Annotated in this window: 26 protein-coding genes and 1 pseudogene; 16 read left to right on the top strand and 11 right to left on the bottom strand. The window is 60.6% G+C overall.

Annotation, left to right across the window (positions count from 1 at the left end):
- Window position 1 precedes the first annotated feature (1 nt).
- From ABJF10_RS05885 to ABJF10_RS05815, 15 genes are all read left to right on the top strand, one after another.
- Entirely contained in the window at window positions 2-727 is a 726-nt protein-coding gene (locus ABJF10_RS05885; RefSeq protein WP_348543599.1) for a histidine phosphatase family protein, read from the top strand.
- Window positions 724-1,719, top strand: coding sequence for a type I phosphomannose isomerase catalytic subunit (locus ABJF10_RS05880; protein ID WP_348543598.1), 996 nt, complete (start codon window positions 724-726; stop codon window positions 1,717-1,719). Before ABJF10_RS05885 ends, ABJF10_RS05880 begins: the two co-directional genes overlap by 4 nt.
- 4 nt (window positions 1,720-1,723) lie before the next feature.
- Window positions 1,724-2,512 (top strand): HAD-IIB family hydrolase, encoded by a 789-nt coding sequence (locus tag ABJF10_RS05875; protein ID WP_348543597.1) that lies wholly within the window; start codon window positions 1,724-1,726, stop codon window positions 2,510-2,512.
- A complete protein-coding gene (locus ABJF10_RS05870; protein WP_348543596.1) occupies window positions 2,509-3,678 on the top strand; it encodes a glycosidase in 1,170 nt (389 codons plus the stop codon). Before ABJF10_RS05875 ends, ABJF10_RS05870 begins: the two co-directional genes overlap by 4 nt.
- Window positions 3,675-5,195 (top strand): F0F1 ATP synthase subunit beta, encoded by a 1,521-nt coding sequence (atpD, locus tag ABJF10_RS05865; RefSeq protein ID WP_348543595.1) that lies wholly within the window; start codon window positions 3,675-3,677, stop codon window positions 5,193-5,195. Before ABJF10_RS05870 ends, atpD begins: the two co-directional genes overlap by 4 nt.
- Complete coding sequence (locus ABJF10_RS05860) at window positions 5,170-5,574, top strand: F0F1 ATP synthase subunit epsilon (protein ID WP_348543594.1); 405 nt, start codon at window positions 5,170-5,172, stop codon at window positions 5,572-5,574. The genes atpD and ABJF10_RS05860 overlap by 26 nt, the downstream gene beginning before the upstream one ends.
- Window positions 5,567-5,902: an AtpZ/AtpI family protein gene (locus ABJF10_RS05855; RefSeq protein WP_348543593.1), complete on the top strand. Its 336-nt coding sequence runs from the start codon at window positions 5,567-5,569 to the stop codon at window positions 5,900-5,902. Before ABJF10_RS05860 ends, ABJF10_RS05855 begins: the two co-directional genes overlap by 8 nt.
- Window positions 5,895-6,203, top strand: coding sequence for an ATP synthase subunit I (locus tag ABJF10_RS05850; protein WP_348543592.1), 309 nt, complete (start codon window positions 5,895-5,897; stop codon window positions 6,201-6,203). The genes ABJF10_RS05855 and ABJF10_RS05850 overlap by 8 nt, the downstream gene beginning before the upstream one ends.
- Complete coding sequence (locus ABJF10_RS05845) at window positions 6,193-6,888, top strand: F0F1 ATP synthase subunit A (RefSeq protein WP_348543591.1); 696 nt, start codon at window positions 6,193-6,195, stop codon at window positions 6,886-6,888. Before ABJF10_RS05850 ends, ABJF10_RS05845 begins: the two co-directional genes overlap by 11 nt.
- A 26-nt stretch (window positions 6,889-6,914) precedes the next feature.
- Window positions 6,915-7,196, top strand: coding sequence for a F0F1 ATP synthase subunit C (locus ABJF10_RS05840; protein ID WP_348543590.1), 282 nt, complete (start codon window positions 6,915-6,917; stop codon window positions 7,194-7,196).
- Window positions 7,197-7,199: 3 nt separating this feature from the next.
- The gene (locus ABJF10_RS05835) at window positions 7,200-8,009 is read left to right on the top strand and encodes a F0F1 ATP synthase subunit B (protein WP_348543589.1); all 810 of its coding nucleotides are present in this window, start codon (window positions 7,200-7,202) and stop codon (window positions 8,007-8,009) included.
- Complete coding sequence (locus ABJF10_RS05830) at window positions 8,006-9,661, top strand: alternate F1F0 ATPase, F1 subunit alpha (RefSeq protein ID WP_348543588.1); 1,656 nt, start codon at window positions 8,006-8,008, stop codon at window positions 9,659-9,661. The genes ABJF10_RS05835 and ABJF10_RS05830 overlap by 4 nt, the downstream gene beginning before the upstream one ends.
- On the top strand, window positions 9,658-10,575 hold the full coding sequence (locus ABJF10_RS05825; RefSeq protein ID WP_348543587.1) for a F0F1 ATP synthase subunit gamma: 918 nt from the start codon (window positions 9,658-9,660) through the stop codon (window positions 10,573-10,575). Before ABJF10_RS05830 ends, ABJF10_RS05825 begins: the two co-directional genes overlap by 4 nt.
- Entirely contained in the window at window positions 10,572-11,441 is an 870-nt protein-coding gene (locus tag ABJF10_RS05820) for an ADP-polyphosphate phosphotransferase (protein WP_348543586.1), read from the top strand. The genes ABJF10_RS05825 and ABJF10_RS05820 overlap by 4 nt, the downstream gene beginning before the upstream one ends.
- A 218-nt stretch (window positions 11,442-11,659) precedes the next feature.
- The gene (locus ABJF10_RS05815; RefSeq protein WP_348543585.1) at window positions 11,660-12,016 is read left to right on the top strand and encodes a DUF2254 family protein; all 357 of its coding nucleotides are present in this window, start codon (window positions 11,660-11,662) and stop codon (window positions 12,014-12,016) included.
- Here the strand turns inward: ABJF10_RS05815 and ABJF10_RS05810 are convergent.
- From ABJF10_RS05810 to ABJF10_RS05800, 3 genes and pseudogenes are all read right to left on the bottom strand, one after another.
- Window positions 12,013-12,477 (bottom strand): annotated as a pseudogene (locus ABJF10_RS05810) (integrase core domain-containing protein); the annotation flags it as partial. The gene ABJF10_RS05815 and the pseudogene ABJF10_RS05810 overlap by 4 nt on opposite strands.
- A 106-nt stretch (window positions 12,478-12,583) precedes the next feature.
- Complete coding sequence (locus ABJF10_RS05805) at window positions 12,584-12,733, bottom strand: hypothetical protein (RefSeq protein ID WP_348543584.1); 150 nt, start codon at window positions 12,731-12,733, stop codon at window positions 12,584-12,586.
- A 180-nt stretch (window positions 12,734-12,913) separates the two neighbouring features.
- Window positions 12,914-13,393 carry a hypothetical protein gene (locus ABJF10_RS05800; protein WP_348543583.1) on the bottom strand — a complete coding sequence of 160 codons (480 nt, stop codon included), beginning with the start codon at window positions 13,391-13,393 and terminating at the stop codon, window positions 12,914-12,916.
- Between the two features lie 161 nt (window positions 13,394-13,554).
- On the opposite strand from ABJF10_RS05800, the gene ABJF10_RS05795 reads away from it, so the two are divergent.
- Window positions 13,555-14,697 carry a M20 family metallopeptidase gene (locus ABJF10_RS05795; protein WP_348543582.1) on the top strand — a complete coding sequence of 381 codons (1,143 nt, stop codon included), beginning with the start codon at window positions 13,555-13,557 and terminating at the stop codon, window positions 14,695-14,697.
- 7 nt (window positions 14,698-14,704) lie between these two features.
- On the opposite strand, the gene ABJF10_RS05790 is transcribed toward ABJF10_RS05795, so the two are convergent.
- The 8 genes from ABJF10_RS05790 to ABJF10_RS05755 form a co-directional block, all read right to left on the bottom strand.
- Window positions 14,705-15,640 (bottom strand): amidohydrolase family protein, encoded by a 936-nt coding sequence (locus ABJF10_RS05790; RefSeq protein WP_348543581.1) that lies wholly within the window; start codon window positions 15,638-15,640, stop codon window positions 14,705-14,707.
- A gap of 14 nt (window positions 15,641-15,654) precedes the next feature.
- A complete protein-coding gene (locus tag ABJF10_RS05785; protein WP_348543580.1) occupies window positions 15,655-16,779 on the bottom strand; it encodes an aminotransferase class V-fold PLP-dependent enzyme in 1,125 nt (374 codons plus the stop codon).
- Between the two features lie 6 nt (window positions 16,780-16,785).
- Window positions 16,786-18,030 carry an MFS transporter gene (locus ABJF10_RS05780; protein WP_348543579.1) on the bottom strand — a complete coding sequence of 415 codons (1,245 nt, stop codon included), beginning with the start codon at window positions 18,028-18,030 and terminating at the stop codon, window positions 16,786-16,788.
- A gap of 11 nt (window positions 18,031-18,041) precedes the next feature.
- Window positions 18,042-18,794, bottom strand: coding sequence for an SDR family NAD(P)-dependent oxidoreductase (locus ABJF10_RS05775; protein ID WP_348543578.1), 753 nt, complete (start codon window positions 18,792-18,794; stop codon window positions 18,042-18,044).
- Between the two features lie 25 nt (window positions 18,795-18,819).
- Window positions 18,820-20,256 carry a DUF1501 domain-containing protein gene (locus ABJF10_RS05770; protein ID WP_348543577.1) on the bottom strand — a complete coding sequence of 479 codons (1,437 nt, stop codon included), beginning with the start codon at window positions 20,254-20,256 and terminating at the stop codon, window positions 18,820-18,822.
- Between the two features lie 2 nt (window positions 20,257-20,258).
- Window positions 20,259-22,961 (bottom strand): PSD1 and planctomycete cytochrome C domain-containing protein, encoded by a 2,703-nt coding sequence (locus ABJF10_RS05765; protein ID WP_348543576.1) that lies wholly within the window; start codon window positions 22,959-22,961, stop codon window positions 20,259-20,261.
- A complete protein-coding gene (locus ABJF10_RS05760; protein ID WP_348543575.1) occupies window positions 22,958-24,424 on the bottom strand; it encodes a PhoPQ-activated protein PqaA family protein in 1,467 nt (488 codons plus the stop codon). Before ABJF10_RS05760 ends, ABJF10_RS05765 begins: the two co-directional genes overlap by 4 nt.
- A 19-nt stretch (window positions 24,425-24,443) precedes the next feature.
- Window positions 24,444-25,761: LamG-like jellyroll fold domain-containing protein (locus tag ABJF10_RS05755; protein ID WP_348543574.1), on the bottom strand; the 1,318-nt coding region annotated here is incomplete at its 5' end.

The following is a 25,761-nucleotide window of genomic DNA, read 5'->3' as shown; positions in this document are numbered from 1 at the left end:
TATGCCATTGTGTCTCTACCTCATCCGACATGGAGAAACCGAGTGGGCACTCTCCAGCCGGCACACCGGTCATTCCGACATCTCACTCACCGCGAATGGCAAGGACGAAGCGCGGGAGCTGGGTCCGCAACTCCAAGGGATTTTCTTTGCCCACGTTTTGACCAGCCCGCTCAAACGCGCCCAGCTAACGTGCAAACTGGTCGCCCTGAATGGGGTCCCGGAAATCGAGCGAGATCTCGTGGAATGGAACTACGGCGATTACGAAGGGAAGAAGTCGGTGAATATCCGCCATGAGCGCCCGAATTGGGATGTCTTCCGCGATGGCTGTCCGAATGGCGAAATGCCCGGGCAAGTTTTAGCTCGCGCCGATCGGCTAATTGCCCGTCTTCGCACGATGGATGGCAACGTCGCGCTCTTTTCGCACGGTCAGTTCGGCGGAGTTCTGGGCGCGCGCTGGATCGGAATGCCGCTGGAGAACGCACGCCATTTCCCGCTCGGCACCGCCTCCGTCAGCACCCTCGCCTACGATCCCGATCACCCCGAAGTGCCAGTCATCTCGTTGTGGAATTGCCTTTCGCAACCCTTCTCTCAATCCGTTAAGTCACCACCCTCAGGCCAGACCATGAAACAACGTGCGATCCAACGCTGGGAAAATGAGGGCGGCGAAATCCCGGTCAGCGAATCGAAATCGAGTTCACTCGTTCAGGTTCCTCAGATGATGCCATGAAGCCATCAACTCTCTATCCGCTGCGCTTTGAGCCGATCTATCAATACCGGCTTTGGGGCGGCTGGCGTTTGGCTGAGTGGCTGACCGCGCCGTTGCCCGGCGACGAACCCATCGGTGAAGCATGGTTGTTAAGCGACCGCGATGACCATCCAAGCGTAGTATCCGAAGGGCCGCTTCAAGGTCAAACCCTTGGGCAACTGATTGATCAGTCGCCGGAGCCGGTGCTGGGAAAACTGGCAGGGCGCTTCCACCGGTTTCCGCTGCTGCTGAAGTTCCTTGATGTGAACGACACGCTGTCAGTTCAAGTGCATCCGTCGGATCGGCAAACCCAATATATCCCCGCAGGCGAGACCGGGAAGACCGAAGCATGGGTGGTGCTGGAGGCAGGAACAAAAAGCCGCATTTATGCGGGTTTGAACCTCGGCACCACGAGCGAAAATCTGCGCGACGCGATCACGAACGGGACAGTGGCGGATCATCTCCCCAGCTTCAGGCCCAAGTCCGGCGATAGCGTCCTCATCCCAGCCGGGAGCGTGCATTCGCTGGGCGACCTGGTGGTTTTTGAAGTCCAGCAAAACAGCGACGTGACGTTTCGTCTTTACGACTGGAACCACATTGATTCCAAGACCGGGCAGCCTCGTCCGTTGCAGGTGCAGCAAGCGATGGCGTGCATTGATTTTGAGCAAGGTGCAATCGAGCCGGTCATGCCAATCGTGGAAGATCAAGCTCCAGTGCTGCGCGAGCGGCTCCTTTCTTGTGAATATTTTGGGCTGCGTCGGCTGAGTGGCGACTCTCCCTTTACCGTCGGAGCAACAAGGGAACCGCGAGTCCTGGTGAGCATCGGCGGCGAAGGTCAGTTGGAGCACGATGGCGCCAACTACGACTTAGGTAAAGGCGACGTGATTCTTCTGCCAGCGGTAGTCGGAGCGTGTTGCTGTCGGCCACGCGGAGCGATGATCTTGTTGGAACTTTCGCTGCCGGAGGGCGCATAGCGCGATGAAAAAGCTCATCGTCTTCGACCTGGATGGCACGCTGGCCGAAAGCAAAGCCTGCCTTGATGCCGAGATGGCAACACTCCTGAGTGGTCTTCTCGCCATCGTGAAAGTGGCGGTCATTTCTGGCGGCAACTGGCCGCAATTCGAGAAGCAGGTTCTCTCCAATCTTCCCCAAGGCGAACTCCTGAAGAGCCTGTCTCTCCTTCCTACCTGTGGCACTAAGTTTTACCAATACGAGGCAGATTGGACGAAGCTGTATGCAGAGGACTTCACAGCTGGGGAGAAAGAGAAGATCATCGGCTCGTTGCAGCGAGTGAGCGACGATTCGGGATTCAAGGTCGAACGCGTCTGGGGCGAAGTAATTGAAGACCGTGGGAGCCAGATCACGTTCTCCGCGCTGGGGCAGCAGGCACCGATCGAAGAAAAGAAGAAATGGGATGCCGATTTCGCCAAACGGAAGAAAATGAAAGAGCGCCTCGACCGACTCATCCCCGAGTTTTCGGTACGCCTGGGTGGAACCACATCCATAGATGTTACCAAGCCGGGTATCGACAAAGCCTATGGGATTAGAAAACTGCGAGACACCCTTGGCATTGGAATTGACGAGATGATTTTTGTCGGAGACGCCTTGTTTCCCGGCGGGAATGATTACCCAGCCAAAGAAGCCGGTGCATTATCCATCCAGGTTGCTAACCCTCATGAGTCCAAACGGGTGATCGAAACCATCGTCGCCTGCTTGGGTGCGGGTGGCAATCAACGAGCAGAGCATTGTGAGGAGATCCCTCAATGAGTGTCTTCCAATTGAAACGCCTGGGGCTGCTCATGGAGCCGGAACATGGTAATCCGCACGAGGTCGAAGGCACGCTCAATCCCGCTGCCGTTCGCGGCCCAGATGGTCGGCTCTACCTTTTTCCACGACTCGTCGCGAAGGGGAATTACTCGCGCATCGGCATCGCTCGCGTTAAGTTCAATGAAGCTGGCGATCCGAGCGGGGTCGAGCGACTCGGCATTGCTCTCGAACCTGAAGCGGACTACGAGCGACTGCCTGGTGGAGGCGGCGGTTGCGAGGATGCGCGCGTTACGTTTGTCGCACCGCTCAGGCATTACGTGATGACTTACACAGCGCTTTCGGCCATCGGACCCCGGATAGCCCTGGCGATGTCGGAGGACTTATTCCATTGGAAGCGAATCGGGCTGGCGACCTTTGCGCCGTATCGGGGCGTCGACTTCGTCCATGTGGACAACAAGGACGCCAGCATCTTCCCCATCGCCATTCCCAATCACGCCGGAAAAATGCAGTTGACCTTGCTCCATCGCCCACTTTTTCCGGGAACGCGACCCGAGGAAACTGTGTGCCAAGGCGAGGGCCGGTGGGTGGATCGCGAGCATGAAAGTATCTGGATTTCCTACTGCCCGATGCCGCCGGAGGGTCTCGAACCGCATCGCCCAGGCTTATTCAATTCGCATCACCGCCTGGCGACGCCGGTATCCGCGTGGGAGCAACTCAAAATCGGCGGAGGCACTCCGCCTGTTCAGACGCGGCATGGCTGGCTGATCCTATACCATGGCGTGAGCAAAACGACGAGGCCGGACGAAGCCGGGCGCGAGCTTTGTTACTCAGCTGGAATCATGGTGCTCTCGGAGGAGCATCCACAGAAAATCCGCTATCGGTCGCCGACGCCAGTCCTGACTCCGCAGTCTCCGGAAGAACTTCGAGGAACCATTGCGAACGTCGTGTTCCCTACTGGCATTGACCGGCGCGACGATCTCGGCACGCCAGACCGCTTTGACGTTTACTACGGGATGGCAGATAGCCGGATCGGCGTGGCACGCCTGACCCTGCCGGAATACCTCCCGGAAGGGGCGCCTGCAGACGTCGCAGGCCAAGAGTCCGATATTTCCCCGTCGAAAAGTGTTATTTCAACCTCCCACCCGGAGGCGGCGTTGGCAGAATGAAGGAGCAACCAAATTTTGGCGTGGTCGTCTCGGTGCGTGGGAGCGTCGTGGATATACGTTTCGACAGGCTTTTGCCGCCGATCCACACCGTGTTACGCGCAGGAGAGGATCAGAGTATCGTCATCGAAGTGCTGGCGCAGCGCGACGCACGGCATGTGCGGGGGATTGCGCTGACGCCCACGCAAGGGCTCGCTCGTGGCATGGCGGTGGCGGACACGGGCGGGCCGTTGAAAGCACCGGTGGGCAAAGGGATTTTATCGCGGATGTTCGATGTGTTCGGCAACGCCATCGATCGGGAAGCGCCGCCAACCGATGTGCAATGGCGTTCTGTGCATCGTGCGCCGCCGCCACTGTCCCGCCGTTCCACCAAATCGGAAATATTCGAAACGGGGATCAAGGTCATCGACGTGCTCGTTCCGCTGGAGCGCGGTGGCAAGGCAGGGCTTTTCGGTGGCGCGGGTGTAGGTAAGACGGTGTTGCTCACCGAAATGATTCACAACATGATCGGGCATCAGGAAGGCGTGAGCATCTTCTGCGGGATCGGCGAACGCTGCCGCGAGGGCGAGGAGCTTTACCGCGAAATGAAGGAGGCGGGTGTCTTACCCAAGATGGTGATGCTCTTCGGCCAAATGAACGAACCGCCGGGCGCGCGGTTCCGCGTAGGTCATGCGGCGCTGACCATGGCCGAATATTTCCGCGACGACGAGCACCGCGACGTGTTGCTGCTGATCGACAATATCTTCCGCTTTATCCAGGCCGGCATGGAGGTATCGGGTTTGATGGGTCAGATGCCGTCACGCCTCGGCTATCAGCCGACGATGGGTACCGAGCTATCGGGTTTGGAGGAGCGCATTGCCAACACGGATACCGGAGCCATTACTTCCATCCAAGCGGTGTATGTGCCGGCGGACGATTTTACCGACCCAGCGGCGGTGCATACGTTCTCGCATCTTTCCGCCTCAATCGTACTTTCGCGCAAGCGGGCGAGCGAAGGACTTTTTCCGGCCATTGACCCGCTGCAATCCAGTTCCAAAATGGCCACACCCGGCATCGTCGGCGAACGGCATTATGCGCTCGCGCAGGAGATTCGGCGGACGCTCGCGCAGTATGCAGACCTCAAGGACATCATTGCCATGCTTGGTCTGGAACAGCTTTCGCCGGAGGACCGCAATGTGGTCGGTCGCGCCCGGCGGTTGGAGCGGTTTCTTACCCAGCCCTTTTTCACGACCGAGCAGTTCACCGGTTTGAAAGGAAAGCTGGTCAGTCTCAAGGAGGCACTCGATGGCTGCGAACGCATTTTGCACGACGAATTCAAGGACTTCCCGGAGAGTGCGCTTTATATGATCGGGCCGATTGGTGAGGCGAAGCAAAAGGCCCCGCCCGATAAACCAAAAGCCAAGGCCATCCCGAAGCCTGACGATGATTCCAAGTCAGAAGCCAAGCCCGAACCGAAACCGAAGCCCGTGGAGGAAACTCAACCGAAATTGGAGCATGCCGCTGATACTCATGAATCTTAAGGTGCTCCTGCCCTTCCAAATCTTCGCCGAAAAAACCGGCGTCTTGCGCATCGTTGCGGAGACCGCTGAGGGCTCTTTCGGGCTCCTGCCGCATCGACTGGACTGCGTGGCGGCGCTCACGCCGGGAATTCTGACCTACGAAAGCGAGGCGGATGGCGAAGTCTTCGTGGCGGTGGACGACGGAGTATTGGTAAAGACTGGCCCGGACGTGCTCGTCTCCGTGCGCCGGGCACTGGGCGGTGCAGACCTTGGTCAATTGCGCGATGCGGTGAAACAGGAGTTTCTAACTCTCGACGAACACGAACAAAGCGTGCGCACCGTCATGGCCAAATTGGAATCTGGTTTTCTGATGCGCTTCGCGAATTTTCAACATGAGTGACGAGACAGACAAATCTTCACGGGACGAGTCTCCTTTCGCCGTGCAAGCTGGCGCAAAGGCTGGTCGCAAGCTCAAGGCGCGGCGTCACGGCACCCCGGGAGTCTGGTTCGGCTTGGGTATGATGGGACTGATCGGCTGGTCCGTGACCGTTCCGACCCTGCTCGGCGCTGCGCTCGGACTCTGGTTGGACGAACACCATCCGGGCACTCATTCCTGGACGCTGGCGCTTTTGGTGGCTGGGCTTTTAATCGGCTGTTTCAATGCGTGGCACTGGGTCGCCAAGGAGGAAAAAGCCATGCGAGACGAACAAGAGGATGACCATGAATGAAACGCTAACTTTGGTGCTGGCGTGGATGGCGGGCGGAGCTCTCGGGGCGATTTTTTTCGGCGGTCTTTGGTGGACGGTGCGCAAAGGCGTTTCGTCTCCAAACCCTGCACTTTGGTTTCTCGGCAGCATGTTGCTGCGGATGGGCATCGCTCTCGCTGGTTTCTACTTGGTCTCTGGCGGTCAGTGGCAACGGCTCGTGGCGTGCCTGCTGGGTTTCCTCATGGCCCGACTCGGCGTAATCTGGCTGACCCGCTCGTCGGACCGGCAACCCCCAGCATCGGAGGTAACCCATGCGTCTTAGTCCCGACCAGCTCATCTTCTGGCAGCACGGGTTCTTCAAACTCAACGGCACGATTGCCTTCACCTGGGCGATCATGCTGGCGCTTGCCGTCGGTTCCAAGCTCGTTACCCGCAAGCTTTCCACCGACCTAACGCGCACCCGCTGGCAGAATCTTTTGGAAATCGTCGTGACCGCCATCGCGAAGCAAATTGAAGAAGTCGGTCTGCGGCGGCCGAATACCTACCTGCCGTTCCTGGGCACGCTCTTCCTGTTCGTCGCCGTGTCCGCGATCTGCACGATCATCCCCGGCTATGAGCCGCCGACGAGCTCGCTCTCGACAACCGTGGCGCTCGCCCTGTCCGTATTCGTTGCCGTGCCACTTTTTGGCATCATGGATCAAGGGGTTGGTGGCTATCTCAAGTCTTACATCGAGCCAACAGTAATCATGTTGCCGTTCAACGTCATCAGTGAACTTTCACGCACGCTGGCCCTGGCCGTGCGGCTGTTTGGCAACATGATGAGCGGGGCGATGATCATCGGTATCTTGCTCACGATCACGCCATTTCTCTTTCCGATCGTCATGACCCTGCTCGGCCTGCTCACCGGCATGGTGCAAGCCTATATCTTCTTCATCCTCGCCGCGGTCTATATCGCCGCAGCTACCCAGACTCGCAAACCAAAAACAGCATCCAATGCTGGAAATTGATAACCGTAACTAACGAAAAACAACGTATGGACAACATGACAATTATCGCGGTGGCCTCGATTTTCACCGCTGGCATCACTACCGGTTTCGGTACGATGGGCCCCGCACTCGGCGAAGGGCGTGCGGTTGCAACTGCGCTCACCGCGCTGGCGCAGCAGCCTGACGCCTCCGCCACCATCACGCGAACGCTCTTCGTCGGTCTCGCGATGATCGAATCCACGGCCATCTATTGCTTCGTGGTATCGATGATTCTGATCTTCGCCAACCCGTTCTGGAACCACGTCATCGCCGCAACTGCGGCCCACTAACCGATGCTCATTGATTGGTTCACCGTCGGAGCGCAGGCGCTTAACTTCCTCATCCTGGTGTGGTTGATGAAGCGCTTTCTTTACAAACCGATCCTCAACGCCATCGACGCGCGGGAAAAACGAATCGCCAAGGAACTCGCGGACGCCGACGCGAAAAAGAACGAAGCCCAAAAGCAGCGCGACGAGTTCCAGCACAAAAACGAGGAGTTCGACAAAGAGCGCGCCGCACTTTTGAACAAGGCGACGAAAGAGGCGAACGCTGAGCGTCAGCGACTCATGGACGAAGCACGCAAGGCAGCTGACGCCTTGAGCGCGAAGCGACAGGAGACGTTGAGAAGCGACGCCAAGAACCTGAATCAGGCGATCACCCGGCGGGCTCAGGACGAAGTGTTTTCGATCGCACGCAAGGCACTGGCGGATCTGGCAAACATCAGTCTGGAAGAGCGGATGGGCGATGTGTTCACCCGCCGTTTGCAGGAGATGGACGGTCAAGCGAAGGCCGGTCTGGGCCAGGCGCTGAAGACCGCGTCTGATCCTACGCTGGTGCGGAGCGCGTTTGACCTTCCGGCGGACCAACGCGCGGCCATACAGAACGCGATCAACGAAACCTTCTCGGCTGATATTCACCTCCGATTCGAGACTGCGCCGGATCTGATCAGCGGAATCGAACTCGCCACCAATGGGCAGAAATTGGCTTGGAGCATTTCGGATTACCTCACGTCGCTGGAAAAAGGTGTCGATGAGCTGATGAAGAAGAAGGATAAACCCAAACCGAAGGCCGAAGAACCTAAGCCGGAAACAAAAAGCCCGTGAACGCTTCGCCTGAAAGCCTACAGAGCGTCTTCGAAGGCGCGTTCTCGAACCTCGGGCAGGCGTGTAAAGACTACACGCCCAGCCTTACTCCGCGCGAGGTGGGCACGATCACGACCGTTTCCACCGGCATCGCCAGTGTCTCCGGCCTCCTCGGTGTCGGCTTTGAGGAACTGCTGGTGTTTCCTGGCGGCGTCTTCGGCATCGCGTTCAATGTCGATGACGACGAGATCGGTGTCGTGCTCCTTGGTGACTACGCACACTTGCACGCCGGCCATGAAGTCGAGCGCACCGGCCGCGTGATGGACGTTGCCGTGGGCGATGGCCTGCTGGGCCGCGTGATCGATCCGCTTGGTCGCCCGCTCGATGACAAAGGGCCTCTGGCCGCCGGCGAGCGCCTGCCGATCGAACGTCCCGCCGCGCCGATCATGGATCGCGGGCCGGTTACGGTGCCCCTTCAGACCGGACTAATGGTTATCGACGCGCTCATTCCCATCGGGCGCGGCCAGCGCGAATTGATTCTTGGTGACCGGCAGACAGGCAAGACGGCCATCGCAATTGACACGATTCTCAACCAGCGCGGGAAAGATGTGCTCTGTGTCTATTGTGCCATTGGCCAGCGCGCTTCCGCCGTGGCGAAGGCGGTGGCCGTTTTGCGGGAGAAAGGTGCACTGGATTACACGGTCGTCGTCGTGACTGAGGGCAACGATCCGCCCGGACTCGCCTACATCGCGCCTTACGCCGCAACCAGCATCGCGGAGCATTTCATGGAAGCTGGGCGCGATGTGCTGATCGTCTATGACGACCTCACCCATCATGCGCGCGCCTATCGCGAACTTTCTCTCCTGCTCCGCCGGCCACCCGGACGCGAAGCCTTCCCTGGGGACATTTTCTACATCCATTCGCGGATGCTCGAACGCGCCACCCATTTGAGCAAGGAACGCGGCGGTGGCTCGCTGACTGCGCTACCAATTATCGAGACCGAGGCGCAAAACATTTCCGCTTATATTCCGACCAATTTGATTTCCATCACGGACGGGCAGATTTACCTCTCGCCGTCGCTGTTTGAATTAGGCGTGTTGCCCGCGGTGGATGTCGGCAAATCCGTTTCGCGCGTCGGCGGCAAGGCGCAACGGGCGGCTTACCGCGCGGTGGCGGGCGATCTCAAGCTCGCCTACGCACAGTTCGAGGAACTTGAGACCTTCGCCCGCTTTGGTGCGCGTCTCGATGAAGACACGCGCAAGATCATCGAGCATGGCCGTCACATCCGCGCCTGCCTCAAGCAGTCGGAGTTGGCACCAGTATCCGTGCCCGCACAAATCGCCGTGCTGCTGGCCTTGACCGCGGAACTCTTCGACCCAGTGCCACTGGATCGAATGAAGGATGCCCAACACGCCGTGCATGAAGCCGCGCCGAACATCCCGGCGGAGCTTCGCGAGCGTTTTGAAACCGCCGACAAGCTGAGCGACGAGGATCGGAAGACCATTATCGAAATTGCCCGACAGGCGCTCGCGCCATTCCAACCCAAGCCGGAAGCCAAATCCGAGGCTGGGAAAAAAAGCGAAGCCGAACCTAAGTCTAAGGGTGCGTCCAAGCCAGACGCTTCACCGAAGCCAAAGGCGGGAGCCGAACCGGAGCCCAACGGGAACGCATGAGCGACACCACCGCGAGCCTGCGTCGCAAGATCAGCAGTGCGGGCGATCTCCAATCGGTCGTCCGCACGATGAAGGCATTGGCCGCTTCCAGTATCGGGCAATACGAAAAATCCGTGCGTGCGTTGGGTGATTACTATCGCACCGTGGAGTTGGGGTTGGGCGCGTGCTTTCGGGAAAGCGAACCAGCGGCCTTGAGGGTGGATCAGAAAGGACACCCTGACGCCAGTGCGATTGGCGCCGTCGTGTTCGGTTCCGACCAGGGCTTGGTGGGGCAGTTCAACGACATCGTCGCCGATTATGCGATTAAGACACTCGCCGCCCTGCCTGGCAAACCGAGGGTCTGGGCCGTTGGTGAGCGCGTGCAGGCGCGCCTTGTAGATGCTGGTGTGCAGCTCATGGGACTCTTTGCCGTGCCAAACTCCGTCCAGGCCATTACTCCGCTCGTCGGACAGATTCAGATCGAGAGCGAAGCGCATCGCGCTGAGGGCGACTACGCGCAGCTTTACGTTTTCCACAACCGTCCGAAGTCTGGCGCGCTCTACGAACCAGTCAGCCAGCGGCTACTGCCACTCGACGCGGAATGGCAGCAAGATCTAGCCAAAATTCCCTGGCCGACGAAGACCTTGCCTGAAGTCATGTGTGGCGGCACTGCCACCGTACGGGCACTCATCCGCGAATACCTCTTCATATCCCTCTTCCAGGCGTGTGCCGAATCCCTGGCGAGCGAGAACGCGAGCCGCCTCGCCGCGATGCAGCGCGCCGACAAGAACATCGACGATCTGCTGGAAACTCTTCACGGCACCTTTCATCGACTGCGCCAAAGCGGCATCGACGAAGAACTATTCGACGTGATCTCCGGTTACGAAGCACTGGCGAAAGGCAAAGCGCATCACGAAAAACCCACTAGACGATGAGCAATAAAATCGATTCGACGGATTTCCAAGTGCCGCCTGGAGATAACCTTAAACTCAGCGAGCGCCCGACGAAGGTGAAGCCTCTCTTCAAGTCGAAGAGACACTATCATAAACGGCTCGATGAAGGCGTTGAGGAGTTGAGTGAGTTGCAGCGGCTGCACTACGCGTCCAACCGTTATGCGATACTGTTCATTTTTCAGGCGATGGATGCCGCCGGCAAGGATGGGGCTATCCGGCACGTCATGTCCGGGGTCAATCCGCAGGGCTGTCAGGTCTTCAGTTTCAAACAGCCGAGCGCCGAAGAACTGGAACACGATTTTCTCTGGCGCACCACCTGCCGACTGCCGGAACGCGGACGGATCGGCATCTTCAATCGCTCTTACTACGAGGAGGTGCTTATCGTGCGCGTGCATCCGGAAATACTGCGCAGCCAGGGGTTGCCCGCCGGGTTGATCGCGGAGCACTCCATTTGGGAGGATCGGTATCGCTCCATCGTGGATCTGGAGGCGCATCTCCACCGCAACGGTACCCGGATCATCAAGTTCTTTCTCCACCTGTCGAAAGACGAACAACGAAAGCGTTTTCGGGAACGCATCGATGAGCCGGATAAGAACTGGAAGTTCAGCCTCGCGGACGTGCGCGAAAGGAAGCGCTGGGACGATTATATGGAAGCGTATGAGGCGTGCCTGAATGCGACCAGCACCGTTCGCGCGCCCTGGTATATCGTTCCTGCCGACGACAAGAAAAATGCGCGGCTGATCATTTCGCAGATCATCCTCGATACCATGAAAGATCTCAGGATGAGTTATCCGACCGTCAGCAAAACACGCCTCAAGGAATTGCAGGCCATCGGCAAAGAGCTTTGAGGCCGATCGCTGCCGATGAAGGGTGACCCATGAATGATGATAACCGTGGCGGGTGTCACGTTTTCAATGATGCTGGCGTTGGCCTCCAGCCAATACACTCAGGCATCGAGCATTATCGCCTCGATAGCCGCTGAGACCATGGCAGCCGTTAACCGTCTTTTCCCAAGGAACCTTGGAAAAGGGCCGGCGGACGACGCTGAAGATAGACCGCGCTCGCTTTGCCGGAACGGAACTGGCAGGCGCTCCCGGTCAATGGGAATGGTTACATTCAAAGCGTGGATAGCGCGACGCTCCTGCGGTTGGCGCGGGAGCACAAGACCATCGTACGGATAGAACGCGGCATCGGCAAGTCGCCGCACGATCGGGAACGGTTTGAGAACCGCCTGGCGAATGTGCGCGAGGCGATCAGCTCGAAGCTAGGTCTTTCGGAGAGGAATTTGCAGCGGCTTAAACTCCCCACACTCGCGGCTACTGAGAGCAGGGCGTGCCTACGCTTTGCCCTCGCCTTCCATCGCATCCCAATATCCTTTACGACCATAGTGATCATCGATGTGCCGCTCGAACGCCCGGCTTAGGTGTGGAGGCTCAAGAAGTTGTTCATGTGGAGGCGGAGTCTTGAGATGGGAGGGCGGAGATTGAGGGAATGATGAGGGCGATGCCAGTTGTAGTTGTGGAGGAAGAGAGGGAGGCGAGCGGAGCGCTGGTCGGAATGGGAGTAGGAGTGAGCATAGGCCCACTCGCGGAGGGAGGTTTGGATGAAACGCTCGGCCTTGCCGTTGGTCTTGGGAGTGTCAGGCCTGGTGAAGCGGTGTTTGAGGCCGAGGGCTTGGACGGCGTCGCGCATGGCGTGGGCGCGATAGCAGGAGCCATTGTCGGAGTAGAGGCGTTGGGTTTGGATGCCGTGTTTGTGGAAGAAAGCCAGAGCGGCGTGGAGGAAGGCAATGGCACTGCGGGCGGACTCATCTGGGAGCAACTGAGCGAAAGCCAGACGGGAATGATCGTCGATGGCAATGTGGAGGAACTCCCAGCCGGCGCCGGGGACATCATCGTGCCGGCGGTCGCCGGTGACGCGATGGCTTGGACGAACGATGCGGGCGTGAATTCGCACCAGCGCCGGATGATCGTCACGGGCACGACAGCTCTTACCCAACGCGCAGCGGAATCGCAGGAATCACCCACAGTTCCACGTATAATACTTCGCTCGTGAAGGACAGGACCAGAATCTCCAGTCCGATCAGCACGAAGAGAGGTGCGTTCAGTATTTCGTCGATGAGTGCCCAAAGCGCATCCATGGTTGCAGATGAACAATCCGGCCACCACCACGGCGATCGGACCGCTGGAGTGAACGCGCTGGGGCCAGCGCGTAACCACCCATCAACAGCGCGAGCGTTAGCATCACCTCGACGCGGTAGTCTGAGGTGCGCGAAGCGTTACAAACGCAATCAAACTTGAAGCGGTATGCCGCAGATTCTTCAGCGAGACAGGTCGGACTCCTCATGCCGACGCGCCTCAAGGAAATTATCGAGGGCGTCCGTTAGGCAAACGGGGTTGACCGGCGGCACAAAATGCCGGAGGAAATACTCCCCCGCTTGTGCTAAAGAGTATCGAACCCCAAGACGATTGAAGGCACTTTCTGCATCCTGGACCTGCGACTTCGATAGTCTGGTAATAATACTGTTGAGGGTGGTTTGTGCGTTCGTCAATTCAACGCTTTTGAGGTCGGTGAACGCTTCCGCCTCGACAAGGGTCTTGAATTTCTTCCTGCCGTGCCCCCCTTCGGCAGTTCCGTCAGCTTGCACCAAAAAGGTTTTCCGCGAATATCCGTCCTTTCTTTCTACAATTTCGCGAATTGTCAGTTTCCCAACGGATTCGCGCCCTTTACGGCGTTTGCGGGAGTTCGGGGTTTGGGTTTTGGGTTTTGCATTTATCGGAGTGAAGGGTGATTTGAGCACGCGAACGACAGGAATAAAATTGCACGGGTATCATGGAATCAAGTAAATGTAATACTCACCCTCCGGCTCATAACCTGAAGGTCGTGGGTTCAAATCCCACCCCCGCAACCAATCCTTTGTCCCCTTCGGGCAGAGTTAATCGCCGGAAGGAAATCGACGCTTTGAAATTACCCCCCGTAATCCGGACGCTTGCCGACCTTGTGCGGATCGACAGCGTGAATTCATCTTACGAAGGAGGATACGGTGAGAAGGAGATCGCCAAGTGGGTGCGGATGTTTTTCGAGCGACGCGGTATCGAGGTTTGGGAGCAGGAAGTGTTTCCGAACCGGCCCAACGTGATCGCCAGATTGCCAGGGCGCGATGCTTCGCGCCGAGTGATTCTGGAGGCGCACACGGATACCGTTTCGGTGCAGGGCATGAGCATTCCGCCGTTCGAGCCACGAGTGGAGGATGGGAAGCTATATGGCCGCGGAAGTTGCGACACGAAAGCCGGCCTGGCGGCGATGATGCACGCCGTCGCCTCGCTGCATGAGGAGGGAATTCAGCCTCCGTGCGAAGTGTGGCTGGCGGCGGTGGTAGACGAGGAATTTTCCTATCGGGGCGTGGTGAAATTTTGCGAAGGCCTTACGGCGAACGCTGCGGTGGTGGCGGAACCGACGGGATTGCGCGCCGTAATCGCCAGCAAGGGCGTGCTGCGCTGGCGCATTGTCGTTCGCGGCAAGGCGGCGCATAGCGGCAAGCCGCATCTGGGCGTGAATGCGATCAATCACATGGCGCGAATTATTCTGGCACTGGAGGAAGATCACCAACGCCTCGCCGCGCGCGCGCATCCGCTGCTTGGCCCCGCGACGGTGAATGTCGGAGTGATCCGAGGCGGCGTGCAGGTGAACTTTGTGCCGGATTCCTGCGCGATTGAGATCGACCGCCGCCTGCTGCCGGGGGAGACGGTGGCTGGCGTCCTCGCGCACTATCAGAATGTGCTCGATGCGCTGAGGGCGCAATATCCCGCGCTCGATGCGGTCATGGAGCCGCCGCTTCTGACGGATGAAGCACTGGAGACCGCCGCGGACTCGGCGCCGGCGCAACTGGCCGGTGCCGTGCTCACCGGGATGGGACTCGATGGAACGCTGTGTGGCGTGCCCTTCGGGAGCGACGCGAGCAAGCTCTCACGGCAGGGGATTCCGAGCCTCGTTTTTGGCCCGGGCAGCATCGACCAAGCCCATGCGGCGGTGGAATTCGTGGAGGTGGCGCAGGTGGAGCGCGCGCTCGAGTTTTACCGCGAATTCATCCGGCGATTCGAGTAGTTCGCGCTTAGGAGAAGAAGACCGTCTCCGCGGTCTTGCGCAGCATCCAGTGCTTGTCGTGCGGGGTCAGGAAATCGAGACGGTCGCGAATCAGGGCGATGGAGTTGGCGTAGGTGTGGCCCTGCTGCACTTGGAAAGGGCAGTCGCTGGCCCACATGAGACGCGAAGCCCCGTAACTATCGCGCAACTTGCGAATCATGGGACCGAGGTCGGTGTAGGGCGCTTTCTTGGCGCCGAGGGCGTAGAAGGCCGAGGTCTTCACATGCGTATGCCGGAAGGCCGCGAGGCGGCAGAGGTGGTCGAGATCGCTTTGCTGCACCGGGCCTTTCATGCCGATCCGGGCAAAGTGATCGATGACCACCGGAGTGTGTGGATAAGCTTTGCACATGCGATGCACGGCGGGCAGCGAATCCGGGTCCGCGAGCAGGCACATGGAAAGACCGGCGTCCGCGCCGTAAGCCCACATTTTCTTCATCCCGTCGGAGTGCGGCCAGGCCTCGGCCTTGGCCTTGTCAGTATAAATCCGGAAACCGCGCACGCCGTGAGCGGCGAGCGTCTTCATCGTCTGGCGCACGTCGGTCTTCGTTTCATCGACGATGGCCACACCGCGAAAGGTGCCGGGATACCGGGCGATGGAGTCGAGCAGGTAGCGATTATCGAATTGATAGAAACTCATCTGGATGAGGACCACGCGGCTCACGCCCGCCGGGCGGCACTGCGCGAAGAGTTCCTCCGGTGTGAAACTGCGCGGCCGCATGTCCTTCCATTTGCTAAATCCTTTCGCGATCGGGTACCGTTTCGTGTCCGGCGTCCAGACGTGGACATGAGCGTCGATGTCGCCGTGAGCGGAATCGTGGGCCAGCAGGGAGCCGGTGGGAGCGAGCGCGGCGAGAATCGTGGAACGCAGGAAGCTGCGGCGGGTCAGTGTTGTGGGGGAGTTCATAAGCGTGGTGAGGATCACACTTTCTCCAGCAACGTGCCCAGCACGCGGAGAAAATGGCGGATGTCGTTTTGCGTATTGTAGCCGTGGACGGCGATGCGAATGCGACCGGCGTTGTGCATCACGTGCACATTCTCGCGCTCCAGGGCGGCATGCAGCTCGGTGCTGCGCGGATGCTGGAAGGCGAGGATGCCGGTGCCATTCCAGCGGCACAACGGCTTCACTCCCAGCTCTTGCAAGCCGGCTTCCGCCTCAGCCACGAGCGGATCGGCATGCGCCGCGATATTGGCGACACCGACGCCTTCGAGATACCGCAGCGAAGCATTGAGCGCGTAGAGGGCGACGAAGTTGGGCATGCCGACGGAGAAGCTGGCTGCGCCGGTCTTGGGTACGGCTCGTTCGAAACGATCGGCGGCGAAGGCATTTTGCAAATGCAGCCAGCCGCCGGCGCGAGTGGTGAGCCGCGAGGCGCCGGCCGCCGGAATGCCGATGATGCAACCGCCGTGAATTCCGAGCGTCCACTTATGCGTGCTGGAGATGAGGATGTCCGCGCCTTCGCAATCCAGCACCACGCGACCCAGCGCCTGGGTAATATCGACGGAGATGATGGCGTGCGGGGCGAGCCGGCGGACAGTGTCGCGAAACGGCTGCCAGTCGATGCGATGGCCGTTGTAGAAGCTGACCAGCGAAACCTGCACGAGCATCGTCCGTTCGTTGAGCAACGGTGCGAGATGCGTGATGTCGAGTGCGCCATCGACCGCCTTCCAGATGCGCAACGCGGGCGCATCCGCGGCGCGCAACCACGGTGTGACCCCGGCGGGAAAGTCCAAATCAGTGACGACGACGTTGTCGTTACTGTCCAGTTGCAACGCGGAGGCGAGAAGGTTGTAGGCTTCCGAACTGCACGAGCAGAACGATACCTCGGCGGTCGGCAAGCCAAGTATCCGGGCGCTGACTTCGCGGCACGCCTCGACCTGCGCGAAGTGGCCGTCGCGGCCCTTCATGCCGCGCAGCTTGTCCTCCCAGTAAGCGTGAATGGCGTCGCCGGTGCAGCGCGGCGGGATACTCTCAGCGGCGGTGTTGAGGTAGGTGATGCCCGAGAGCGTGGGAAAATCGCGGAAGCGGGTGGATTCGGTGAGCATGGGGTTCTAGACGACGAGGGGCGGTTCGCTTTTCCGCCACAGAAGTTTCATGGCAATGACGCCGAGCCAGGGAGCCAAGCCGGCGACGACGAGGCCGGCATCATAGCTTCTCGTGCGATCGGCCAGCATCCCAAAAAAGCTGTGCATCGGCGAAGTTACGGCCCACACCCACAGGCTGAGCAGCCCAGTGAGACGACCGACGTGCGTGGGGGAAAGTTCCTGCGTGAAGCTGTAATAGCACGGGAACAAGGCGAGGGCGCCCGCACCGATGAGCAATAGTGTCCCGAGCAACGGCCAGCCCTTGCCCAGCCACGGAAGGAGAAGACTGAGCGAAGTGAGCACGCAGGCGCCGGCATAGACGGTGCGCCGCGCATCGTGAGGAGACGCGCCACGCCGGCGGATGAGCCAGAGCGAGACGAAGCCAGCGAGGATGCAGCCGACATCCGTGGCGATGAAGTAGAAGGAATTGAAATCCAGCGCGGCCTTCTCCTCGTAACCGCGGCCGGTCTGCAAAAACTTCATGAGCCAAACGCGATAGATGTGCCAGACGGCTTGCGCGCCCACGATGAGCAGCGCCACTGCCCAGAAGCGCCCGCTCCGCAAGATCACGGCCAGACCAAGGCCATCCTTTTTTGTTGTGACCAGCAGGGCACTGTCGAGATCCCGAGGACGGAGACAGATGAGCCAGGCGACGACCCACAACAATCCCGCTCCACCGACTGCAATGAACGTCGTGCGCCACGATCCCGGTTGATCGGTGACGAGCAGCTTCATGATCTGCGGCGTGACGATGGCTCCGATGGAAGCGCCGCTTTGCAGGATACTGTTGCCCATGGTGCGATCCTTTTCGCTGAGCAGGGTGAAGGTCGTCTTCAGCGCGCAAGGCCAATGTCCGGCCTCGAAAAAACCGAGCAACGTCCGACACACGATCAATTCAAAATAGCCGTGGGTCCAGCCGGTGGCCATGCCCATGAGCGACCACGCCGCGAGGATCACAGGATAGAGGAAATAAATGCGCACCCGATCCGCAAGGAAGCCAAAGACGAGCGAGCCCGCGGCGAAGGCCCAGCCAAAGGCCAGTTCGAGATTGCCGTAATGCGCGTCATCGAGTGACAACTCGCGGGTCACGCGCACCGACGCGCTCGCGAGGGTGACGCGATCCATGTAATTGATCGTCGTCGCCAGTAGAAGCAGGCCGGTGATGGCCCATTTCCAGGAGGGAGAGCGGGAAACGGTCGCTTCGGTGTGCACGCTATCCCGCTCTAGTAAGTAGCGCGTCCGCCGGAGAGGTCGAAGACGGCGCCGGTGGTGAAGGAGCAGTCTTCCGAACACAACCACGCCACCAGCGCAGCCGCTTCCTCGATCTTCCCGAAACGGCCCATCGGGATCTTGGAGAGCATGTAGTCAATGTGCGTCTGCGCCATCTGCTTGAGAATGTCGGTCGCGATGACGGCGGGGGTGACGCAATTGACGACGACGTTGCGGGTGGCGAGTTCTTTGCCGAGCGATTTGGTCAGCGCGATGACCCCGGCCTTCGACGCGCTGTAGTGCGCAGCGTTGGGGTTGCCTTCCTTGCCGGCGATGGAAGCGATGTTGACGATACGTCCGTAACCATTCTTCAACAGATGCGGGATGACGGCACGGCAGCAATGGAAGGGGCCGTTGAGATTGATGGCGAGCACGCGCTGCCATTCCTTCGGATCCGTCTCCCACGTCTTCGCGTTGGTCCCGGCGATGCCCGCGTTGTTGACCAGAATGTCGAGCTTGCCGAGGGTCTGGACGGAGGAAGCGGCGGCGGCTTCGGCGGATTCCGCGCTGGTCACGTCCACCACGGCGGTGTGCACAGTGCCCTGTGATTTCAGTTGATCTGAAGCTTGCGCCAGGGCCGCAGCATCCACGTCCCAGAGCGAGACGCTGGCCCCTGAGGCCAGCAACCGCTGGGCGATGGCGAATCCGATACCGCGGGCGCCACCGGTGACGATGGCCGTACGATGAGTGAGGTCGATTTGGTTCACAATGGGATGGGGTTGGTGAACAGGACTAGGCGAAGATCTCTTTCACCACACGCCCTTCCACATCGGTGAGCCGGAAGTCGCGACCCGCATACTTGTAGGTGAGCTTCTCGTGGTTGAGGCCCAGCAGATGCAGGATGGTGGCGTGCAGGTCGTGGATGTGCACTTTGTCCTCCTGCGCGAAATAGCCGTAGTCATCGGTCGCGCCGTAGGCGATGCCGCCCTTCACGCCGCCACCCGCCATCCACATGGTGAAGCCGTTGGGATTGTGATCGCGTCCGTCGCCACCCTGCGCCGTGGGCGTGCGGCCAAACTCCCCTCCCCACAACACAAGCGTGTCTTCGAGCAGGCCGCGTTCTTTCAAATCCGTGAGGAAGCCGGCGATAGGCTTGTCCACTTCGGCGGCGTTCTTGGTGTGGCCCTTGTAGAGCGCGCTGTGCTGATCCCATTGCACCTCGCCATCGCTGTGCGAGACCTGCACGAAACGCACGCCGCGCTCGAGGAAGCGGCGCGCCATGAGGCATTGGCGGCCAAAGTTCGCCGTCACCGGCTGGTCCATGCCGTAGAGCTTTTTGGTCGCTTCGGTTTCGCTGTTCACATCCTGCGCCTCGGGCATCGTGCTCTGCATGCGATAGGCGAGCTCGAAGGAATTGATGCGGCCTTCCAGGGCGAGATCGGGGCCTGTCAGTTCGAGTTGCTCACGGTTCATCTTCGCGAGGAAATCGAGCTGCTTGCGTTGCGCTTCGCTGCTGACGAGATCATTGCGAATGTGCCGCACGAACGCCTTGTCCGACGGGACGCTCGCATTGCCAATCGGCGTGCCTTGGGTGTAAGCGGGCAAAAAGGCCGCACCCCAATTGTTTACCCCGCCGTGGGCGAGCGTGGGGCAGATCGTGAGAAAGCCGGGCAGATTCTCGTTCTCCGAGCCGAGGCCATACAACACCCACGAGCCCATGCTGGGCCGCACCTGCGTGTCGCTGCCGGTGTGGAGCTTGAGGCAGGCTCCGCCGTGCGCAGGGTTGGTGCCGTAGATCGAGCGGAGGATGCAGAGGTCATCCACATGCTGCGCGACATGGGGAAAGAGTTCGCTGACCGGCAACCCGCTCTGGCCGTATTGCTTAAAGCTCCAGGGCGATTTCAGGAGCTTGCCCGTCTCGGCAAACTGCACGCGCGGCTGCTTGAAGGGATAGGGCTTGCCGTCGTCGCGTTGCAGCAATGGTTTGGGATCGAAGGTATCCACATGGCTCGGCCCGCCTTTCATGAAGATGAAGACGATGCGCTTGGCGCGTGCCGGAAATTGCGGGGCCTTGGGCGCCAGCGGATTCTCTTCCTCAGCCCGGACGCTTTCGCGAGCGAGCAGGGATTGCAGGGCGAGATAGCCAAAGCCAGCCGCACTGCGCTGGAGCATGGTGCGACGGGTGATGGGTTGGATGGGTTGGATGGGCTGAGTGGGTTGGGTAGGCATTTTTACCTCAAATAGATGAATTCGTTCGCCGCCATCAGCGTCTGGCAAAGCAACGCCCAGGCGCGGGACGGCTGTTCCGTAGCGCTAAGATCGCGGACAAAGGCCAGCGCGTCAGTCTTCTCATGTTCGAGCGGTGGCCGGCCATAGAGCATGGTGTATACTTGCTGAAGGCGCTGCTCGTCGTCGGGCAACGAAGCGAGTTTCCCGGCAAGACGGGTGCTGCTCCGCATGACCACCGGGGCGTTCATCATGATCAGCGCCTGGGGCGCGATAACAGTGCTGTTGCGGCTGCCCGTGGGCATGGTCGGGTCCGGGTAGTCGAACTGCTCCAGCATGTCGTAGAGATGATTGCGAATGATTGGGAGATAGAGCGCGCGGCGCGGGCTCTCGTAAGTGGTCGCGTCCTTGCTGGTGTGATTGAAAACGAATTCCCGATTGTGCAGCGGGATGGTTTTGCCGCCGATCTGCAGGTCGAGCCAGCCGCTGGTGAAGAGCATGGCATCGCGGATCTCCTCCGCTTCCAAGCGCTGGATATTCGCGCGCCAGAGCAGGTGATTTTCCGGGTCGACGATGCGCGGGTCCACCTTGTCCGATGGGGAGAAGCTCACATTGCTGGCCTGCTGATAGGCCGCCGATTTCATGATGAGGCGGTGGAGGTCCTTGATCGACCAACCGCTCTCGATAAAGGTGCGCGCCAGCCAGTCGAGCAACTCGGGATGCGAGGGCTTGCTGCCGAGGAAACCGAAATTGTCCGTGCTGGTGACGATACCCTGGCCGAAATGCCAGCGCCACACGCGGTTGACGATGACACGCGCGGTCAGCGGATGTTCGCTGCTGGCCATCCAGCGCGCGAGTTCCAGGCGGCCGCTGTGTTTGGCGGGCAGGATGGGCTGGGTAAAACTGGTGCGCATGACCTCGGGAAAACCGCGCTCCACCGGCTTGCCGAGCGTGAGGTAACTGCCGCGGAGATGCACGGCCAGGGTCGGCACGATTTTGTCGTCCGCCACGGTCATGATCGCGGGCAAATCGGGGCCCTTGGCCTCGAAGTCCGCCATGGCCATGGTCATCGCGGCGATTTGCGCGAGCGTGGTGGCGTCGAGAATGTCGGCATCCTTGACCGGGAGTGCGAGGATGCCCTTCGCGTCGGCGAGCGCGTCGTAAACCGGTCCCTTTTTCGCCGCGAGTGCCTCGGCAAAAATCGGCTCGTAATGTTGACGAATGCCGTCGACATCTTTCTTCGACGCCAGTTCGCGCCACGGAGCGAAGACGGGATTGTCAGAATGCTGATCCAAATACCGGCGGCAGGTAAGCAGGATGCCTGTATCCAATTTCGTTTCCTTGGCCACCGGTTCCGCGTCCGCTTGCTTCGCCTCGGCGGGCAGGAGCGCCGCCGCCGCGAGATAATCCGCCACGCGGACCTGCACTTTGGCTTTTACTTCAGCCCTCGCCTTGGTGGAGACCGCAGTGATCTCGGCCTTCTTCGCTTTCACCGTTTCATCGTATTTCTTTTTCTCCGCGAGTTGCTCGGGGGTGGCGAGCGAATGCTCGTACCAGAACTTGATCGCGCCCATCTTCTCCGTGGAGAGGCTGCGGGTGCTGCGGAAGATCGCCGCCATCGCGTAGTAATCCTCCTGCTTGATGGGATCGAACTTGTGATCGTGACAGCGCACGCAGCCCAGCGTCATGCCCAGGAAGGCCTTGCCGACGGTGTCGATCTGCTCGTCGATGATATCCATCTCGAGCTTCTGCATGTCGGGCTCGGCCAGCACGCGGGCGCCGAGCGAGAGGAAGCCGGTGGCGGCGAGCGTGTCTTCGCTGGACGGCAGGAGATCGCCGGCGATTTGCTCGATGAGGAATTGGTCGTAGGGCTTGTCGTCGTTGAACGCGCGGACAACGTAGTCGCGATAACGCCACGCGTTGCCGAAGGCGACGTTCTCGTCCATGCCGTTGGAGTCCGCATAACGTGCGACATCAAGCCAGTGCCGGCCCCAGCGTTCGCCGTAATGCGGGGAGGCGAGCAGGCGCTCGACAACGTGATCGAAGGCTTCCGGCGAGGTATCGGCGACGAAAGCATCCACCTCCTCCGGTGTCGGAGGCAGGCCGATGAGGTCGAAGGTGGCGCGGCGCAGGAGTGTACGCTTGTCCGCCGGCGGGGCCGGAGAGAGGCCTTTCTCCGCCAGCTTGGCCTGCAGGAAAGCATCGATCGGCGAGGCGACCTTCGGATCCGCGGGCGGCTCGACGCGGGCGAGCGGCTGGAAGCTCCAGAATTTGCGGCCCTCGTTGATGTCGATGACCCGGCCCTGCTTCGCGACCACGGCTTCGCGCGGATCGGGTGCACCCATCTTTACCCACGTTTCCAGGGTCTTGACCTCGGTGTCGGAGAGCCGGCGTTTCGGCGGCATTTGCAAATCGTGGTTTCCGTAGCGCACGGCTTCGATCAGGAGGCTCTTTTCCGGATCCCCGGCGACCAACGCCGGACCGGTATCGCCGCCCTTGAGCGTGGATTCGCGCGTATCGAGGGCGAGGCCGCCTTTCGTTTTCTTCTCCGCACTGTGGCACTCGTAGCAACGCTCGGTGAGCAGCGGGCGGACCTGCTTTTCAAAGAAATCGGTCTGTTCGGCGCTGGGCGGCGTGGCGAGGAGCGCGCCGCGGGAGGCACACGCGGCGAGGGTAATCGCCAGGAGGGAGCGAAGACAGATCTTCATGGGATGTCGACACTGAGCAGTGGGCTCGACAGGGTGAGCGTCGAGCCATTGGCGGTGTGCTGGTGGACGGTTACAAAATCGAGTGAGGTGGGTTTGGTCGCGAAGGCGACCTCACCGGCGAAGGTCGAGGGACTGATTTCGCGCAGCGGCGCGGACTCCCATCCATCGTATTCCATCGCGAGGGTGTAGTCGGGATGGCGATTCACCGACCACCACAGCTCATTCTTCTGCGGTTGCGCCTTATCGGGAAAGGTGACGGTCACGCGCAGGCGGTGAGTAGCGTTGTCCCAGGTCTGGATCACCGTCGGGGTCGCGACCATCGGCCGGGCGTTGAAAAAATGGTGCTGGGCGAGAGCGTAGAGGTTTTCGTCCACTTCCGGCAGTGAGCCGACCTGTTTCAAAAAGCCGGCGGTCTTCGCGCCGCCATGCTGTCCACCCGGCACCACGTAGATCGGCAGATGAGGGAAGCGCTTGCCCAACTCGCGCAAGCCGGGGCCCACGTTGTCGTTCGAGCCTTCATTGTAAAAGATCTCCAGGCCGCGCGCTTGCAGGGCGGGCAGGTAATTGGTGATGCGGCACACCTCCCAGGCGAGCGTGCTGGCGGCCTTGACGTCATCGGCGCTCCAGCCGGCTCCGTGGGCCTCGTCCAGAGTGATGCGTTCGAAGGCGCGGACTTTTTCGCGAGAGACCAGCGGGGCAACCGCAGTAGCAGGCGCGTTGGCAATTTTGCCCGCGGCGACGGCCACGAGAAATTGGTCATTGGCCCGCGTGATTTCCGCGGGCCGGGTGCCTTCCACGTACGGCCCACCGGGCGGATCGATGATCGGCGCGACGACCGGCATGATGGCGGTGAAGCGATTGTCTGCGATGCCCGCCGCCGCCGTGGCGACGCCCCGCTTCGAGCCGCCGGTAGCGATGGCCTTGACCGGCTGAAAGACATCCTTTTCCGCAATCGCGGCGGTGAGAGCGCGCATGTCGCTCAAGCCCCAGATCCAGGCGGGCGTGAAGCGGGCGTCCTTGCTCTTGAGAAAATGCTCCTTCATCCCGACGTCGAGTTTCCCGAGCGGCTCCATGGCGTCGATGGTCGTCATGCCGATGAGGGCGAGCCCCACACCGTTCTCCTTCACGAGGCGCAGCATCGCCCCGGCGGGCGCTGCGGCTTTCAATTCCACGCCCGCGTTGCCGACGATGACGTTGCGGCAAGGGCCGCCCGCCGCCGGCGCGATGAGCGTCACCGGCAGCCGCACCTTTTGCCCCGGCCACCATTCGCCGATGTTGATCTCGATGAGCTTCTGCCGGATGGCGAGGTCCTTCGCCCACGGATGCCAATCTTCTATAATGCGCGTCTCGAGCGTGGACGTGTCGCGGACCGAGGCCATGTCGTAGTGGCCGGCGGTGACAGCGGCCGACACAGCGGCGCTGCCGCAGATCTGCGTGAGGAAGAGAGCTGGGAGGAGTTTCATGGTGGGAAAAGGGGGGCGGCTACTCTGCGAGCTTGCGCACTTCCGCATTGCTCAAGGCACGGGCGCAGACGCTGAAGTCATCCATGCAGCCGACAAAATTGCGGACGGCATGCGGGCCGCGGTAATCGGAGGCCGGAATCCAGTTACCCAATTCCGCCATCACCGGCTTGGGCACGACCGGCCGCTTCAGCGGATGCCGGGAAAGGAGTTCGCCATTCACGTAAAAGCGCACCTCTTTGCCCGCGGTGTCGAACACCGCTGCGAGATGCACCCACTGGCCGAAGAGCTCCGGCGTGAAGACGACCGGGCTGATGTAGTCATCCGTCACCGAGGGATGCGCCTCGGCGACAATGCCCAGGCAAATCGCCCCGGTGTAGATGACCTGCCAGTGCACGCCGCCCACCTCGAGCCCCTGGCTCATGCAAATCGAGCTTTGGTTCTGGCGCCCGTTGAGGCTATGCAGTTGCACCCACGCGGCGACCGTGAATTGCGGATATTCGCCCGGCAGATTGAGCCGCACGCGGTCGCTCACGCTATGAAATTGCAGGGCTCGCTTTCCAGGCCAGCGGCCTTCCGTCCAGTTGCAACCGACGATCGTGCCGGCGGCGATGTCCTGGCCGTGCGCGGCAGCATTGCGCAGGGAGCGCGCGTCTTCCTGGTCTTGAAAATCGAGATGCAGCCGCAGATCGGGATCGTCGTTCCAACGGGCGCTCGCTTCCTGCCAGCGTGCAAAGGATTCGCGATGGGAAGCGGAGACGCGCGCATCGAGATCGTGGCTGAAGGTGAAGGCCGCCGCATTGGCCGCCATCATCTGCGTGGAACCCGGCCGCCCCAGGCTCGCGGCTGTGCCAGTGGTCAGCATCCGCATCTGCGTCTGTGGCTGATGCAATTCCACCTCCCCTTTGAAAACGTGCAGCTCTGGTGATTTCTCATTGAGATCCAGGCCAAAGTCCGTGCCGAGATCCACGATTTCGCCCTTGGGAGTACCGAGGCGAAAGCCGCGCGCCTGCGGTGGCACATGGGCGCTGAAGCGTCCGTAGCGGCAGAAGGCTTCACCCGCGGAGATCAGTTGAATTTCCGCCGGGCCCTCGACGCAGAGCCGGGCGCCTTGGAAAAATTCAATCTCGGCTACGCCGCTCTGCAACCGCAGCAGGCCGGGCGGGAGAGGCGCGTTCATCGCCGGTGCGCCGACCGTGCGATCCCATTCCAGGTTCACGCCTCGCGACAACACGGCGATGCTGGAGGTGGTCGCCTCATCGCGGGCGGCGATTCTTGGCGTGATGCGTTCCGGCGGCTTGGGCCAGACGCCCCAAGTAATCAAGCCGATGACAATGCCC

This window comes from Chthoniobacter sp. (genome assembly GCF_040003245.1).
Lineage (GTDB): Bacteria > Verrucomicrobiota > Verrucomicrobiia > Chthoniobacterales > Chthoniobacteraceae > Chthoniobacter.
The sequence above is the reverse complement of the archived record's forward strand: the minus strand, read 5'-3'. Positions and strand labels throughout refer to the sequence as shown.